Annotated in this window: 16 protein-coding genes; all 16 read left to right on the top strand. The window is 37.4% G+C overall.

Annotation, left to right across the window (positions count from 1 at the left end; translation table 11 throughout):
* Positions 1–110: 110 nt before the first annotated feature.
* The 16 genes from AA0X95_RS17090 to AA0X95_RS17015 all read left to right on the top strand — a co-directional run bounded on the left by AA0X95_RS17090 (position 111) and on the right by AA0X95_RS17015 (position 15,120).
* Positions 111–1,265 carry an acyl-CoA dehydrogenase family protein gene (locus AA0X95_RS17090; protein ID WP_413299889.1) on the top strand — a complete coding sequence of 385 codons (1,155 nt, stop codon included), beginning with the start codon at positions 111–113 and terminating at the stop codon, positions 1,263–1,265.
* On the top strand, positions 1,262–2,353 hold the full coding sequence (locus tag AA0X95_RS17085) for an acyl-CoA dehydrogenase family protein (protein ID WP_413299887.1): 1,092 nt from the start codon (positions 1,262–1,264) through the stop codon (positions 2,351–2,353). Before AA0X95_RS17090 ends, AA0X95_RS17085 begins: the two co-directional genes overlap by 4 nt.
* A 108-nt stretch (positions 2,354–2,461) precedes the next feature.
* Complete coding sequence (locus AA0X95_RS17080) at positions 2,462–2,764, top strand: hypothetical protein (RefSeq protein ID WP_413299885.1); 303 nt, start codon at positions 2,462–2,464, stop codon at positions 2,762–2,764.
* Positions 2,765–2,782: 18 nt separating this feature from the next.
* Positions 2,783–3,538, top strand: a complete 756-nt coding sequence (locus AA0X95_RS17075) for an acetate--CoA ligase family protein (RefSeq protein ID WP_413299883.1) — start codon at positions 2,783–2,785, stop codon at positions 3,536–3,538.
* Positions 3,535–4,974, top strand: a complete 1,440-nt coding sequence (locus tag AA0X95_RS17070; protein ID WP_413299881.1) for an acetate--CoA ligase family protein — start codon at positions 3,535–3,537, stop codon at positions 4,972–4,974. The genes AA0X95_RS17075 and AA0X95_RS17070 overlap by 4 nt, the downstream gene beginning before the upstream one ends.
* 216 nt (positions 4,975–5,190) lie before the next feature.
* Positions 5,191–5,991, top strand: coding sequence for an IclR family transcriptional regulator (locus AA0X95_RS17065; protein ID WP_413299879.1), 801 nt, complete (start codon positions 5,191–5,193; stop codon positions 5,989–5,991).
* A gap of 60 nt (positions 5,992–6,051) precedes the next feature.
* A complete protein-coding gene (locus AA0X95_RS17060; RefSeq protein WP_413299877.1) occupies positions 6,052–6,714 on the top strand; it encodes a nitroreductase in 663 nt (220 codons plus the stop codon).
* A 12-nt stretch (positions 6,715–6,726) separates the two neighbouring features.
* Positions 6,727–7,140 (top strand): acyl-CoA thioesterase, encoded by a 414-nt coding sequence (locus tag AA0X95_RS17055; protein ID WP_413299875.1) that lies wholly within the window; start codon positions 6,727–6,729, stop codon positions 7,138–7,140.
* Positions 7,141–7,154: 14 nt separating this feature from the next.
* Positions 7,155–8,342 carry a CaiB/BaiF CoA transferase family protein gene (locus AA0X95_RS17050; RefSeq protein ID WP_413299873.1) on the top strand — a complete coding sequence of 396 codons (1,188 nt, stop codon included), beginning with the start codon at positions 7,155–7,157 and terminating at the stop codon, positions 8,340–8,342.
* Positions 8,343–8,384: 42 nt separating this feature from the next.
* Complete coding sequence (locus AA0X95_RS17045) at positions 8,385–9,617, top strand: CaiB/BaiF CoA transferase family protein (RefSeq protein ID WP_413299871.1); 1,233 nt, start codon at positions 8,385–8,387, stop codon at positions 9,615–9,617.
* Positions 9,618–9,630: 13 nt separating this feature from the next.
* A complete protein-coding gene (locus tag AA0X95_RS17040) occupies positions 9,631–10,911 on the top strand; it encodes an acetyl-CoA hydrolase/transferase family protein (RefSeq protein ID WP_413299869.1) in 1,281 nt (426 codons plus the stop codon).
* Complete coding sequence (locus AA0X95_RS17035; RefSeq protein ID WP_413299867.1) at positions 10,899–11,369, top strand: VOC family protein; 471 nt, start codon at positions 10,899–10,901, stop codon at positions 11,367–11,369. The genes AA0X95_RS17040 and AA0X95_RS17035 overlap by 13 nt, the downstream gene beginning before the upstream one ends.
* A gap of 34 nt (positions 11,370–11,403) precedes the next feature.
* A complete protein-coding gene (locus tag AA0X95_RS17030; protein WP_413299865.1) occupies positions 11,404–12,192 on the top strand; it encodes an enoyl-CoA hydratase/isomerase family protein in 789 nt (262 codons plus the stop codon).
* A 65-nt stretch (positions 12,193–12,257) separates the two neighbouring features.
* Positions 12,258–13,040 carry an enoyl-CoA hydratase/isomerase family protein gene (locus AA0X95_RS17025; RefSeq protein ID WP_413299863.1) on the top strand — a complete coding sequence of 261 codons (783 nt, stop codon included), beginning with the start codon at positions 12,258–12,260 and terminating at the stop codon, positions 13,038–13,040.
* A 128-nt stretch (positions 13,041–13,168) separates the two neighbouring features.
* Positions 13,169–14,260: a TRAP transporter substrate-binding protein DctP gene (gene dctP, locus AA0X95_RS17020; protein ID WP_413299860.1), complete on the top strand. Its 1,092-nt coding sequence runs from the start codon at positions 13,169–13,171 to the stop codon at positions 14,258–14,260.
* A 335-nt stretch (positions 14,261–14,595) separates the two neighbouring features.
* A complete protein-coding gene (locus tag AA0X95_RS17015; protein WP_413299858.1) occupies positions 14,596–15,120 on the top strand; it encodes a TRAP transporter small permease in 525 nt (174 codons plus the stop codon).
* Positions 15,121–15,155 lie beyond the last annotated feature (35 nt).

Below are 15,155 nucleotides of genomic sequence, written 5' to 3'. Positions count from 1 at the left end.
AAAATTCTAAAAATTCAGAATTGACTATAAAATGGAAACGCTTTATAATATCTTATATAGATAATCATTATCGATAAGTGAATAATGCTAAACATTGAGGTGAGAGAAATATGAAATTAATAAAAATTCCGGTAATCAATCCCCCGAAAGAATCAGAAGAATTAAGAAGAGAGGTAAGACAATTTCTTGCAGAGGAATTGAAAAATGGTACGTACCAGCCAAAAGTTGATAGCTGGCTAAGTGGCTGTTCACAAGAGTTTTCTAGAAAACTAGGAGAACGTGGTTGGATTGGAATGACCTGGCCTGTTGAATATGGTGGAGGTGGTCGTTCCTCGATTGAAAGATATATTGTGATTGAAGAATTATTGGCAGCAGGAGCACCGGTAGCAGGGCATTGGGTAGCAGATCGTCAGTCAGGTCCATTATTTCTTAAGTTTGGAACAGAGGAACAAAAGGAATTCTTCCTGCCAAAAATTATAAAAGGGGAATGTTACTTCTCTATTGGGTTAAGTGAACCAAATGCCGGTTCAGACTTAGCTGCGATAAAATCTAGAGCAGTTAAAGTTGAAAACGGCTGGATATTAAATGGTAGTAAAATTTGGACTAGCGGTGCTCATTTCGCTCATTACATGATTACGCTTTGCCGAACTTCTCCTGAGGATTCGAATCACCGTCATGCAGGCATGAGTCAATTGGTAGTAGATTTATCGGCTCCTGGTGTAACAATCCGTCCTATTCACTTAATGACAGGTGAACATCATTTTAACGAGGTATTTTTTGATGATGTATTTATCCCTGATAATATGGTTATTGGCGAATTAGGAAATGGCTGGAAACAAGGGATGGCTGAATTGGCATATGAAAGAAGCGGACCTGAAAGATTCCTTAGTACATATCCACTTATTAATGAACTCACAAATGTACTAGTTGAAAAAGGTGATTCCCACGGATTAAATGAAGTCAGCAAAATTATTTCAAGACTTTGGACGTTGCGTAATATGTCTTTAGGAATTGCACAAATGCTAGAGGAAGGCATCCCTTCCAATATCTTGGCTTCTTTAGTGAAAGATATGGGAACAAAATTAGAACAAGAAATTTCTGAGATTGCTAGATTAATTGTTCGTGTCGTTCCATCCATGGATTCAGATTCGCTATTATCAAGGTTCATGGCACAATCAATTCTACATTCACCAGGTTTTACCCTGCGTGGTGGGACAACGGAAATACTACGTGGGATCATTGCAAAGGGGGTAATTAATCAATGAGTGAGATGCAAGAATTAATCATAGAAACCGTTGAGAAAATTATGGAGAAATATTCAACAAAAGAAGTGATAAATGATTCTGAACAGGGTAAATGGGCAAGTGAACTTTGGAATCAAATTGTAGAAAATGGTATGTTAACGATCGCTATTTCGGAGGAGCAAGGCGGAAATGGAGGCGATTTCTCAGATGCCTTTAATATATTACGTTTAGCTGGAAAATACTCAGCACCGATTCCTTTGGCAGAAACTTATCTAGTCAATTGGCTTTTAGCTGAACTAGGTGAACCAATATCAGATGAGATTTTGACCATTTCATCCTGTGATGACTCCGTGCCTTTCAAGTTTACAAGAGATGTACAAGGATGGGTCGTTAGTGGGAGGGCCGAAAATGTCCCTTGGGCAAGGTATGCAAACAAAATTCTTGTGGCAGGAGAATCGAGCGAGGGTTCGGTACTATCAGTCCTACCGCTTGAAAGAGCAATCATTAACCATGGACACAATATGGCAGGAGAAGCTAGGGATGAAGTTGTCTTTGAAAATGTGTTGCTAGATAAATGTGAACTAATCAATATTAGTCACAGTAAACAAATCGAAAAAATATACAAGACCGGTTCCATAGCAAGATGTGTCATGATGGCGGGTGCATTAGAAAATGTCTTAAATATTGTTACTCAGCATACATCTGAGCGTTCTCAATTTGGCAGACCGCTTCACCGGTTTCAAGCTATCCAGCATCATATTGCACTGGTGGCTAGTGAAAGTGCAGCGTCATCTATGGCTGCTGATTGTGCAGTACAATCATTTGGGAATAGCGCTGATACAAAAGAAATTGCATTAGCGAAAATACGTATAAATGAAGCAGCAGGCAAGGTGGCGTCAATTGCCCATCAAGTAGTAGCAGCAATTGGATTTACTTATGAACATACCTTGCACCATAGTTCACGAAGACTTTGGTCATGGCGCGAAGAATATGGAAACGATACAAAGTGGGCAGAAGAAGTTACAAAAGACCTCCTAAGGTTGGAAAAGGACGAACTTTGGTCTTATATAACAGGTGTAAAACGACAAAAAGTGGAATCATTTAGGTAGAAGGGGGGATGGAAAATAAGTTGTATAGAAGAAGCACTAGAAACAGAAATATTCATTTCTAAACATAGAATGTATGTTGAACTGGAATCTATAGATGAAGAAAATCTAATGGAGATTTTCTATGATTTAATAAGAGAAATGGTAGATCAAAAAGGAATATATATGTCTGAAGTAAGTTGGGATATTCAAAAACAACTCGTATGTAAGTGTCCTGCCCATAATAGTTTAATAGAACTACCCTTTAACGGATTTGTTAGAAACTGGAGAGAAACTTTAATTGAAACATTTAATAAACTTCAACTAATGAAAAATGGACCCCTTTTTACGAGTACCCCAATAGAAATTGTTGAGGTTCGAGTCATTGGAAAAATCGTAGAGATGCAAGTGGGGAACATACATACATCTAGCTAAACTGCAATTAGAGAGAGGGTGAGGACCATAGAAAAAACCGAGTTGGTTAGTAAAGTATTTCAATTAACAAGGGATAAAGAAAGTAAGACTATCCCTGAGTATTTATCAAAGGATATTCTTTCTTCTGTTGGTATGCCCATTCCTATGCAAGGGTTGGCGGGTTCGGAACAGGAAGCCATTTCATTAGCCAATGACATAGGCTATCCAGTAGTTCTAAAGGTACACTCCTTTGAAATTACACATAAAAGTGATATTAAAGGTGTTCTATTAAATTTAAAATCAGAAGAAGAAGTTAGGAAAGGGTTTCAAGAAATTATTCAAAACGTTCACTTCTATCACCCCAATGCTACGGACGTAATGGTTTCTGTTCAAAAAATGATGGAACCAGGGACAGAGGTAATTGTTGGGATGAAGAGAGACCGTGTTTTTGGTCCTTCCATTTTATTTGGCCTTGGGGGGGTTTGGGTTGAAATCCTTAAGGATGTTTCGGTTAGGATTTCACCATTAACAGATCATGATATAGAAGAAATGATAAAGGAAATAAAAGGTAACCCTCTCCTAGGAGAGTTTCGTGGAAGTAGGGAACGGGACATCCCAAAGTTGAAAGAATTAATCAGGACACTGGAAGAATTATCTATCCAATATCCGGAGATTAGTGAAATTGATCTAAATCCAGTTTTTCTTTATGAGAAGGATAAAGGAGCGATAGTAGCAGATGCCAGAATCATTCTTTCATCGGAGAGTTTGGTTGTAAATGGAGGGGAATTAGAATGAATGACGATAAAATGATTGCTATTCAAAAACTCTTATACCCCAAATCTATTGCCTTAATTGGGGCGACAAACAATCCCAAAAAATCCGGCGGACGACTTTTGGCTTACTTGACAAAGCACCGTTATCCTCACGAAATTTACCCTGTGAATCCAAATGAAACAGTTGTTCAGGGAAGAAAATGTTATAAAACGATTGGGGAGCTACCAGAAGGTATTGACCTAGCATTAGTGATTGTACCAAGAAATCTCATTTTTTCCGTAATGGAAGATTGTTCAACAAAAGGAATTAAAACATTAGTTATCTATTCATCAGGTTTTGCAGAAGTTGGAGAAGAAGGAGAAATTTTACAAGAACAACTAGTTAGGAAAGCAAATGAATTAGGCATTCACATTTGTGGTCCTAATGGTATTGGGATTGTTAATACAACTGAGAACTTTTTCGGAAGCTTTAGTATGGCGATGGAAACACCAGATATTCCAATGGCTGGAAGAATTGCGTTCGTTACACAGAGCGGGGCTATTGGTGGAGGGATGCTAAGCAGGATTTGGACGGAGAATACTGCTACGAGTCATTTTATTAGTTCTGGAAATGAAGCCGATTTAGATACAGCAGATTATATCTCCTATTTGGCAGACGATCCCAATACAGAAGTTATTTGTCTTTATTTAGAAGGAATTAAAGACGGAAAAAAATTTATAAAAGCTTTAAAAAAAGCCTATGAAAAAGAGAAGCCTATTATTGTTTATAAGAATGGAAAGACGTTATTAGGCCAAAAAGCCGTTAAATCCCATACTGGAAGTTTGGCTGGTGATTTCCAAATATATGAAGCGGTATTTAAGCAATACGGGGTTATTTCTGTTAGAGAGATAGAACAATTATTTGATGTGGCGAGAACATTTTTAACCATCAAGGACATAAAAGGAAAAAATGTTGGCATCGTTTCTACTTCAGGTGGGGCATGTACGATTCTGGCGGATTCTTGTATTAACAGTGGCTTCCAGCTTCCTCCTTTCTCGCCGGAAACAGAAGTAGAAATGAATAAATTGATTCCAGAATTCGGAGTTGTTCAAAATCCATTTGATACCACTGCTCATATTGTTAATCAACCTGAGAATTTTAGAAAGGTCATTGAACTCTTATTGAATGACCCAAATATAGATACAATTGTCATTATGCTTACAACTGTAGGTGAACCGATTGCGTCGTTAGTTGCGGAAGATATAGTTCAATTGGTAAAAAGCCATAAGAAAAGTATCTTGGTATCATGGTTAGTATCTGAGGCATTGGCGAAAAATGGATTTCAAATTTTAAGAAAGAACGGGATTCCCATTTTTTCGAGTCCTGAGAAAGCGGTTACGTGTTTATCTTATGTTTCAGATTACTACCTTAAGAAGAAGGGTAAAGTTGACTTAATATCAGGTAAGGGAAGCTATTGATTGGAGAATTCTAACTCGTTTCTGTAAAGGAATGACCTTCCACTTTCAGGTTTTGAAAATTTTGGGAAATGGACTAGAAGTGTTATAGGAGAAATGAAGTTGATGAGGTACCAACGTACTCGAATGCTTCTTCCTCTCCAATCAAGATATATTTATCATCCTTTGTTTACCTTTTCAGCTTACCATTCTTAAAAATTGATAACCAGAGGGGATCTTATGGAAGAAAAAGTTATGGATAAAAATTACTCAATGAAAACAATACATAGGACTATAAAGATAATAAAGTCATTCTCATTGACTAAGCCGTCATTATCTATGACAGAATTAAATGAAATGACGGGAATTTCAATCCCAAGTTTACAACGGATTTTATCAACACTTGTTTATGAAGGGTTTCTGCAAAGAAATGAAAAAACGAAAAAATACCAGTTAGGTATGGAACTTTACTTCCTCGGGAATCTAGTCCAAAAAAATTCTAATATACTAAATGCGGCGATGGAGGTAATGGAAAGAATTAGGGAAGAGACAAGTGAATCAGTTTCATTAAATACTCTCTTTCAAAATAAAAGTCAGAAATGTATTGCATTTCTAAAAAGCTATCACGAATTAGTTACAGAGATTCATATTGGTCTTGTTTCCCCATTACATGCAGGGGCATCTGCAAAGGTTATTCTTGCGCATATGACGGAAGATGAAATTAGAAAGTATTTAGAATCTCACCCTCTGGAAAAATTCAGTGAAAGTACAATTCATGATAGGGATAAACTGGTGGATGAATTAAAACAAATTCGCCAAAATGGGTATGCCGTAAGTTACGGTGAAAGAGTAAAGGGAGCTTTCTCAGTAAGTGTTCCTATTTTTTCTTCAATTGACCATGTTGAAGATTCTATGAGTATTACAATTCCAATTGCAAGGATGGAAGAATATGACGTTAATAACCTAATTTCTATTTTAAAAGGTGGTTCAAGTGAAGTAACAAAGAAATTACTTCAAAGGTCGGATTCCCTGGACTTTTAATATTTTTGTTTTTTAAAGCAAATTCTAGCCATTGAAGGGTTTGGAAGGAGCACTTATAAAATGGAAATAGAAAAAATAATGAAAAGGCATAGTGTTCGAGGTTTTTTACCTACTGAAGTGGATCCGAATTTACTGGATCGCACAGTAAGAACTGCATTGTTGGCACCATCATGGAAAAACTCCCAGCCTATTAAACTATATGTTATATCAGGTAAGACAAAAGAAACCATCAGTAAAAAAATTAATGAAGATGCAAAAAAAGGAATTTCTATTTCACCTGATATACCTATGCCGGACCAAAATGAATGGCCTGAAGATATCCAAATACGAATGAAAAAACATACAATTGAAAGAATGAAATTTGCTGGAATCGAAAGACATGAAAAAGAAAAACGCCTGGGGTTCCAAGAAAAAATGTATCGTTTTTTTGATGCTCCTCACCTATTAATTTTTGGATTAGATGAAGCAAGGACTTGGTCTATATTAGATGTCGGTTTAGCCATGCAAAACGTCATGATTTCCGCAAATGTTCTCGGGTTGAGTACTTGTCCGATGGCATCGGCTGTTTATTATCCAAATCGCATTAGGGAGACATTAAATCTTGACGAAAACATTCAATTAATTGCAGGCATGGCAATCGGTTATCCTGACCTGGATGATCCAGTTAATCAATATCATGCTGAAAAATTAACGGCTGATGAAGCAATTTCTTGGTATGGATAGTGAGGAGTAAAAATGAAAACAACTACATTCATTGAAGTGAAAAATAGCGATTTAGATGATTTAGAACACGTTAATAATAGTGTTTATTTAACCTATCTAGAAGCTGCACGTGAGGAATGGTATAAAAAAGCAGCTGGGATGACGTTTCAAGATATGCTTGAAATGAATCTGGGTACGGTATTAATCAAATTGGAAATCTTGTTTAAAAAAGAGGCAGTTTTAGGCGATCACTTAGAAATTACTACAACACCAAAAAAGATCGGTAAAACAAGTTTTGAATTTCATCAACTTATCTTAAATCAGCATAGGGAAATAGTAGCGGAAGCGAATGTACTAAACGTTATGATCAATTTGTCTACAAGGAAAAGTGTGCCAGTAGTAAGGAATATTGCAGCCAACTTCAGGTTAATTCAGGAAAGAAGTTGATGGGGGTGAGGCCATTGAGTCAAAATACCTTTAATGGGGCATTAAAAGGGTTACGGATACTTGATTTAACTAGATTATTGCCTGGGCCTTTTTGTACTCTCATGCTTGGAGATTTAGGCGCAGAAATCATAAAAGTAGAAGAAAAGGGACGTGGTGATTATACCCGTGAAATGCTGAGGGGAATTTATTACTCAGTTAATAGAAATAAAAAAAGTATCTCATTGGATTTAAAAAAAGAAGAAGGACGGCAAATTATTTGGGATTTGGCTAAAGTTAGCGATGTTGTGATTGAAGGGTTTCGTCCGGGAGTTGTGGAACGATTGGGAGTAGATTATGACACTATAAAAAAGATTAATCCTCAAATTATTTATTGCTCCATTTCTGGATTTGGTCAAGATGGACCTTATAGGTTAGTGCCTGGACATGATGTAAACTATCTGGCTGTTGCTGGGGCTTTGAGTATTCCTGGTCAATTTGGTTACCCTCCGATCCGCAGTGGTTTACCAGTAGCCGATTTATCATCAGCCATGTTTGCTGCAGTAAGTATTTTATCAGCTTTGTTTGCAAGGAACAAAACAAAAAAAGGGCAATTTTTAGATGTCTCGATGACTGACTCTGTATTTTCATGGGCAAGCACAAGACTTGGCGATTTTATGATTAGTCAAGAAATCTCCCAAATGGATAATATGGATCATGTTTTAGCAACTAACGATATCTTTGAAACTAAAGATGGGAAAAGAATAGCCATTGGAGTATTAGAAGAACCATTCTGGATTGGGTTATGCAAAACTATTTGCCGGGAAGATTTGCTTAAAGATAATAGATATGAAACTCATGCTGATAGGAAAGAAAACAAAAATTCATTGCACAAACTATTAACTGATATTTTTTTACAAAAAGATCAAGCTACATGGATGGAATTACTTAAGACTAATAAAGTTCCTGCAAGTAAGGTAAATAATCCAGAAGAAGCATTTCATGATTCACAGCTTCAAGCACGCGGTATGATTGAACGATTATTTGTCCCTTCATTAAATAAAGAAATCTATCAAGTTCCATTTCCTGTTAAACTATCAGATACTCCAGCTGAAATTAAGTCTCCACCACCAGCACTGGGGGAACATACTGAAGAAGTTTTAAAGTCAGTGCTAGGATATTCAGAAAATAAAATTGTCCAATTAAATTCCTTAGACTTATTCTAATGGGTCTAGATGTGAGATTTCATTTTGTTTTGGAGGTGTAAAATGCATAAACCATTAAGCGGGATTAGAATATTAGACTTATCTCAGGCATGGGCAGGGCCATTTGCCTCGATGTTGTTGGCGGATATAGGTGCTGAGGTGATAAAAATTGAACCTCCTGTAACCGGAGACCATGTTAGAAACTGGGTAACGAAAGAAACAAACGGACATAGCCCACATCTTCTTGCGGTCAATAGAAATAAAAAAAGTCTCATTTTAGATTTGAAGAATGAAACGGGAAAACAGTTATTTTTTGAAATGGCAGAAAAATCGGACGTTATTTTAGAGAATTTTCGTCCTGGTATTATGAAAAAATTAGGTATTGATTATGATGAGGTCCGAAAAAGAAATCCAGAGATTATCTTTTGTTCCGTTTCCGGTTTTGGTCAAACCGGACCTTATAAGGATATTGCCGCATATGACTTGATTATTCAAGGCGAAGGAGGGGCAATGAGTGTAACGGGAGAAAGAGGAGGGCGTCCCTTAAAGCCTGGTGTACCTCAGGCAGATGTTTTCGGAGCTATGGTTGCTTCTAATTGTATTATGGCTGCAATTATGACAAAGCAGCAAACTGGGAAAGGTTCTTATTTAGATATTGCGATGATGGATACGCAAATCGCGTTAATGGGATATTATCTCGCGAATTATGTAATAAGCGGAAAGATTGGCAAGCCAATGGGCACTGCCCATTCATTAATGGTACCTTATCAAAGTTTTCCGGCAAAGGACATCGATATTAATATTGCAGTCCTTAATGATCGTGCATGGAAACACTTTTGTGAGGTGATTGGTAAATTAGAGTGGATAGATGATCCAAGATTCATAACAGGGGAAAACAGGGTTGAAAATCGTGATTTCCTAGTTCCTCTAATTGAAGAAATCACGATGACTCGTGAGGCAAATTATTGGATACAGAAATTTAGTGAAAAAGGCATCCCAGTTGGGGCCATCAATCCAACGGACCGTTTGTTCAGCCATCCGCAGGTTGCCCATCGTAATATGCTGCGCAAAGTGCAACACCCTGAGATTGGTGAAATTGTATTGCCAGGTATTCCTTGGAAGCTCCCTGGAATTGATGATGAAGAGATTTTGGCACCTCCACTTCATGGTCAACATACAACGGAAGTCCTAAAAAAAGTACTTAATCTCTCAGAAGAACAAATAAAGAAATTAGAAGATGAGCAAGTAATAACGCCAGCTGCAAGGGGAAAGACACCCGTAGCAAAAGAAAAATAAGGGAGATGGGAAATTGCCAATTGTTTTGAATGCAAAAGATGTTCCATCTTTGTTCCATGCAAATATGAATGTTTTTATCCAAGGAAATGTGTCTGAACCAAAGGCGGTTATTCAGGCCTTGAAAGAGGATTCAAATGCAAGTAATGGGGTCAACTACATTTCTACTATTTTTCCAGGTTTAAATAGAACAGATTGGGCTGGATTGCATGAAAATGCATCGTTGACATGCTTTTTTATGTCAAGGGATCTTAAGGAATCTTTTTCAAAGGGAAAGGTTCAATTTATCCCGCTTCACTTAAATGAAATATATCAGTACTTAGAAAGTAGTGCAGTAGTGGATCTTGCTATCATACAAGTGTCATCGCCGGACCCATGGGGCTACTGTAGTTTAGGTGTTTCAGCAGACTTTGTACCGGCCATTTTACAAAAAGCAAAAATAATAGTTGCAGAAGTGAATTCACAAATGCCAAGGACTTCTGGAGAACCACCCGTTCACATTGGCACCTTTGACTATATTGTTCATGCGGATTATCCACTGCCTGAAATGCAGGAAGGAAAACGAAGCGCTGATATGAAGAAAATTGGGGAATATGCCGCTTCCTTAATATCTGATGGTGACACATTGCAATTCGGAATCGGATCAGTTCCAGATGCAATCCTTTACGCATTGAATGAAAAAAAAGATTTGGGTATCCATTCGGGAATGATATCAGATGCAGTCGTGGATTTAGTCGAAAGCGGCGCAATAAATGGATCCCAAAAGAGTGTGGACAGAGGGAAAATTGTAACGGGCATCGCAGTTGGATCAAAGCGGTTATATGATTTTGTCAATAATAACCCCTTAATTGACTTTAGACCAGTAAATTATACCCATTCCTTAGAAGTAATAAAAGAAATCGACAATTTCATTTCAATCAATTCTGCGATTGAAATGGATTTATATGGTCAAGTGAATGGAGAAACAATGAAAGGTGTTCAATTTGGAGGAACCGGGGGCCAAGGGAATTTTATACGAGGAGCAAAATTATCCAGCGGGGGAAAGTCAATTATTGCATTTTTGTCCACAGCAGGCAACGGAAAGATTTCAAAGATTACACCAACGTTAGGAGCGGGAAATATCATAACTACCCCTCGAACAGATGTTCAATATGTTATCACTGAAAATGGAATTGCGAATTTACAGAATCAATCGTTGCAAAAACGTGCTGAAGCACTAATCTCAATTGCTGCTCCGCAATTCCGCGAGGAACTGTTGTCGGATTGGAATAAAGAAATAGAGAAATGGCAGGGATAATGATGTTTGAAAACTGGAAGCTAGATCACGTTACGATGGCAGTTCAAAATAATCAGCGTGCTGCTGAAAAGTTCACAGATGTATTTGGAGGAAATTTTCTCAAGGAAGTATCGCTAGATTCACTTGGAGCGAAGGCATCCTATCTATCAATTGGTAAAGTTGTGGTAGGAATGGAAAGCCCAACCAAGGTAAATAGCGATATAGATAAATTTCTTAAACGGAAAGGAGAGGGTATTCACCACATTGCATTTTCAGTTGAAGACATTCAAGATGTCGAGTGTAAGTTATGTGAAAAAGGGCTGAAATTAATTGGCCCCGAAGTGGTAGAGGGAGTAAAAACCGATTTGTTCATTCATCCAAAAAGCTGTTTTGGGGTGCTGGTCCAGCTAACCGAATGGGAGGAGCCTTATAAGTCTTCCTTTGAAAAAAGAGCAGAAATTTTAGGAGAACATGAATAAGGTAAAATCAACTAAAAGATTGGGGTTGTAATGAGTGTCAGATATTCAATTTCAAAAAGAAGGTAAAATTGCAATTATTACGTTAAATCGCCCAAATAGGATGAATGCCTTTACGATTGATATGATTGATCAGTGGGCAGATGCTCTTGTGGAGTACCAAAGGGATGACTCGGTTCATGCCGTTGTATTAACTGGTGCAGGAGATAGGGCTTTTTGTTCAGGAATTGATTTAAATGACTTTGATTCCATGGATATTTCTAAATCTATTAATAGGAAAGAGGTCTTATCTGGCCATGTTCACCGTATAGCTTTGGCATTGGAAGGACTTGATAAACCAATGCTTTGTGCCGTCAATGGATCGGCTGTCGGGGCTGGAATGGATATGTCACTTATGTGTGATATACGATTTGCTTCTGAAAATGCACGGTTTTGCGAAGGTTATATTAAAGTTGGTTTGGTCCCTGGGGATGGTGGTGCATATTATCTTCCACGGATTGTTGGATTATCAAAAGCATTAGAATTGCTCTGGACTGGAGATTTCCTCTCCGCTCAGGAGGCAAAAGAAGCAGGGATTGTCAGCAAAGTCCATTCTCCTGAAGACTTAATGCCGAAGACAATGGAGTTTGCGGAACGTTTGGTTAATTCACCAACAGTTGCGATTCGGATGATTAAACGAGCAGTGTATCAAAGCAGTAGGATGGAATTACGGCCTGCCTTGGATTTAATCTCTTCTCATTTTGCGATTGTAAGAGATACAGAGGATCACAAAGAAGGTATAAATGCTATGTTAGAAAAAAGACCTCCAAGGTTTACTGGTAATTAATGCTAATTTGATTCCTGAAAACGGAATACGAGCAGCCCGAACATAATTGGGAAAGAAGGATAGAAATGTTCTCAAAAGACTCAGCTGTATTATATGAAGTGAAGGATCAAATCGGTATCATTACCATAAATCGTCCTGAACGTATGAATGCAATCTCAATAGAGGTATATGAGAAACTAGATTATATTTGGAATACAGTTGATGATGATGAAAATGTCCGAGTCGTTATCCTTACTGCTGTAGGAGATAAGGCATTTAGTGCAGGGATGGATTTAAAACAACAATCAGAACTTAGTAAACATGGTAAAGATATGCTCCAAATGGTTGAGGATCCAATGATGCAGAGAATGACAGAGGTAAAAAAACCTATTATCACAGTGATAAACGGGATTGCAGCTGCAGGTGGCTTTTTACTGGCACAGAATGCTGACCTTCGTATTGCAAGTTATAATGCTCAATTTTCAATCCGGGAAGCGAAAGTAGGGCGTGGATCCCCCTGGGCAGTTCCATTGCTTGGGATGCTTCCGCTAAATATCTGTATGGAACTAACCATGACAGCCGAGACAATAAGTGCTGAAAGAATGTATCAATTGGGTTTCTTAAATAAATTGGTGGAGCCCAATCATTTATTATCTGCTGCAATGGGTATGGCTGAAACCATTCGAGATAATGCACCTTTATCAATTATGGCTGCAAAACAATCTTTAAAAGATGCACTCGATTTAGGTGTAACCCTGGGTCTTAAAAATGCGAATCGAATATACGAGGAAGTTTACAATAGCCAGGATGCAATAGAAGGGCCAAAAGCTTTTGCTGAAAAGAGAAAACCCTTTTGGAAAGGCCGGTAGTGTTAAAGACATAATCTTAATAAAATATCCAGTTTTTAATCAATACATATAGTATTGATTGAAATAGAATATGGAATCGTTCCGAAAAATGATTACATATTCACTTTTAAACAAAGGGGGAAAATAGGATGAGAAAAGGTTTTAAAAAATGGCTACTCGTTTTTTTGACAGCATTTGTAGCAGTGGGGATGGCTGCTTGTGGTAACTCTGAAAAGACTGGAGGGGGAAGCAGTGCGAAAGGAGAAAATAAGGGTGGAAAGAAAGATGAACAAATTGTCATCAAAATTGCTGACTCTTTTCCTTCTTCACACTTAATTCCTAAAACTGGTACATTACCTTGGATAGACCGAATTGAAGAGTTGGGTAAAGGAAAAATTAAAATTGAATACTACCCAGCAGAACAATTAGGAAAAGCCGCCAGTCTATTGGATGCTGCTAAAAATGGGGTAGCAGATATTGCTTACGTGGGGCCACTTTATGTTAGTGACAAGATGCCATTGAGTGGAGTAGCAGGAAATCCAGGTCTTGTGAAAGATGCTGTAAGCGGTTCAAAGGCTTTTAACAAATTAATTAAAGATGATCTATATGAACTGGAATTCAAGCCAAATGGTGTTAGGCCATTGTGGGGGGCTACAACTAATCCATACCAAATTGTCAATTCCGTACGTAAAGTAACAAAAGCTTCAGATTTTAAAGGTCTGAAAATTCGTACTTCAGGCGGTCTTCAAGAAGAAATGATGCAAAAACTAGGTGCTACACCAGTGTCTGTTCCAGGGCCTGAAATCTTTTCTGCGTGGGATAGAGGAACTATTGAAGGGACTCTTCTGTCATTCTTTAGCTGGCCAGGGTATCAAACAGATAAAGTTGCCAAGTATTCTTCAAGGAATGCGCAATTATCTGCATTTGGTATTACCTATGTCGTAAATGAAAAGTCATGGAAAAGTTGGCCTAAGGATGTACAAGATGCGATTACACAAGCAAGTGATGAAATTGTGGAACAAATGGCGAAGGCCATAATTAAAGATGAAGCGGATTTGGAAAAACAATATAAAGGTGCTGGAGTTGAAATTTATGATATCCCTGAAGCAGATTTGGAAAAGTTAAATGCGGAATTAGAGCCTTTTAACAAAAAGTGGGCTAAAGATTTAGATGCAAAGGGACTTCAGGGAACAAAGATTTTAGAAAAATTCAGAGAATATAATAAAGAATATCAGCAATAAAAAGAATTTCTATTAATCTAGGGAGGGAATCCTTTAGTGAAAAATTCCCTCCCTAGTTTCCCCCTAATAATGTTTTCCCACAAAATTAAAAAAGTATATACCTCTTAAATCAGTGAACTTTTAGCTGACAAAAAGAGTTTTTATAATTATAAAAGGATTAATCATTATGAGGTTTAAACAAAACCTCGTCCACAATTCCAATAAGGCCCATTAGGTATATCGCATGAACCATGGAATGATCTTCTTTATGTCAATTAGATGCTTTAAATTGTAAACGGTTCCACTAATTTTTATTAAATTGACAGTGAAAGACGATTAGAGAAGGAGTTGGTAGAATGAAGAAGATAGTATTTGTATTTGAAAAAATTGAATCAGGAGCGTTTATACTAGCTAAAATAGCGGCATTCATTATGATGATCTTAACTACAGCAGATGCTGCCATGCGATATATCGTACATAAACCGATAATTGGTGCGTACGAATTCTCGGAAAGCTATTTAATGGTCATTCTTATATTTTTAAGCATGAGTTATGTAATGAAAGAAAAGGGCCATATTCGGATTGATATATTTATAGAGAAAATGCCAATAAAATTGGTAGAATTTTTAGATAGAATGTACTTATTACTTGCTGCGTGCCTAATGTTTATCATTGGTTATCAAGGTATGCTAATGACAGAGGAGGCAATAGTAAATAACTATGTTTCAACAGGTCTAATTAAATGGCCCACCTGGGCTTCAGTAATTTGGGTTCCAATCGGGTCCTATTTATTTACACTAAGATTAATATTAGAGTTTGGGCAGTCTCTATTGCCAAAGAAGCAAAAAGAAGTTGCACAAAGAGATAGGAATATATCTTAATAGCTTCTTAAAGATAATAGGATGCGAGGAAAGGG

It is taken from the genome of Neobacillus phoenicis (assembly GCF_047302305.1).
In the GTDB taxonomy this organism is placed as follows: domain Bacteria; phylum Bacillota; class Bacilli; order Bacillales; family Cytobacillaceae; genus Neobacillus.
The sequence above is the reverse complement of the archived record's forward strand: the minus strand, read 5'-3'. Positions and strand labels throughout refer to the sequence as shown.

What these genes read in the sequence shown, in the direction of transcription:
- AA0X95_RS17090 (WP_413299889.1), top strand. Translation starts at nt 111, where the DNA reads ATGAAATTAATAAAAATTCCGGTAATCAATCCCCCGAAAGAATCAGAA.
- AA0X95_RS17085 (WP_413299887.1), top strand. Translation starts at nt 1,262, where the DNA reads ATGAGTGAGATGCAAGAATTAATCATAGAAACCGTTGAGAAAATTATG.
- AA0X95_RS17080 (WP_413299885.1), top strand. Translation starts at nt 2,462, where the DNA reads ATGGAGATTTTCTATGATTTAATAAGAGAAATGGTAGATCAAAAAGGA.
- AA0X95_RS17070 (WP_413299881.1), top strand. Translation starts at nt 3,535, where the DNA reads ATGAATGACGATAAAATGATTGCTATTCAAAAACTCTTATACCCCAAA.
- AA0X95_RS17065 (WP_413299879.1), top strand. Translation starts at nt 5,191, where the DNA reads ATGGAAGAAAAAGTTATGGATAAAAATTACTCAATGAAAACAATACAT.
- AA0X95_RS17060 (WP_413299877.1), top strand. Translation starts at nt 6,052, where the DNA reads ATGGAAATAGAAAAAATAATGAAAAGGCATAGTGTTCGAGGTTTTTTA.
- AA0X95_RS17055 (WP_413299875.1), top strand. Translation starts at nt 6,727, where the DNA reads ATGAAAACAACTACATTCATTGAAGTGAAAAATAGCGATTTAGATGAT.
- AA0X95_RS17045 (WP_413299871.1), top strand. Translation starts at nt 8,385, where the DNA reads ATGCATAAACCATTAAGCGGGATTAGAATATTAGACTTATCTCAGGCA.
- AA0X95_RS17035 (WP_413299867.1), top strand. Translation starts at nt 10,899, where the DNA reads ATGGCAGGGATAATGATGTTTGAAAACTGGAAGCTAGATCACGTTACG.
- AA0X95_RS17025 (WP_413299863.1), top strand. Translation starts at nt 12,258, where the DNA reads ATGTTCTCAAAAGACTCAGCTGTATTATATGAAGTGAAGGATCAAATC.
- dctP (WP_413299860.1), top strand. Translation starts at nt 13,169, where the DNA reads ATGAGAAAAGGTTTTAAAAAATGGCTACTCGTTTTTTTGACAGCATTT.
- AA0X95_RS17015 (WP_413299858.1), top strand. Translation starts at nt 14,596, where the DNA reads ATGAAGAAGATAGTATTTGTATTTGAAAAAATTGAATCAGGAGCGTTT.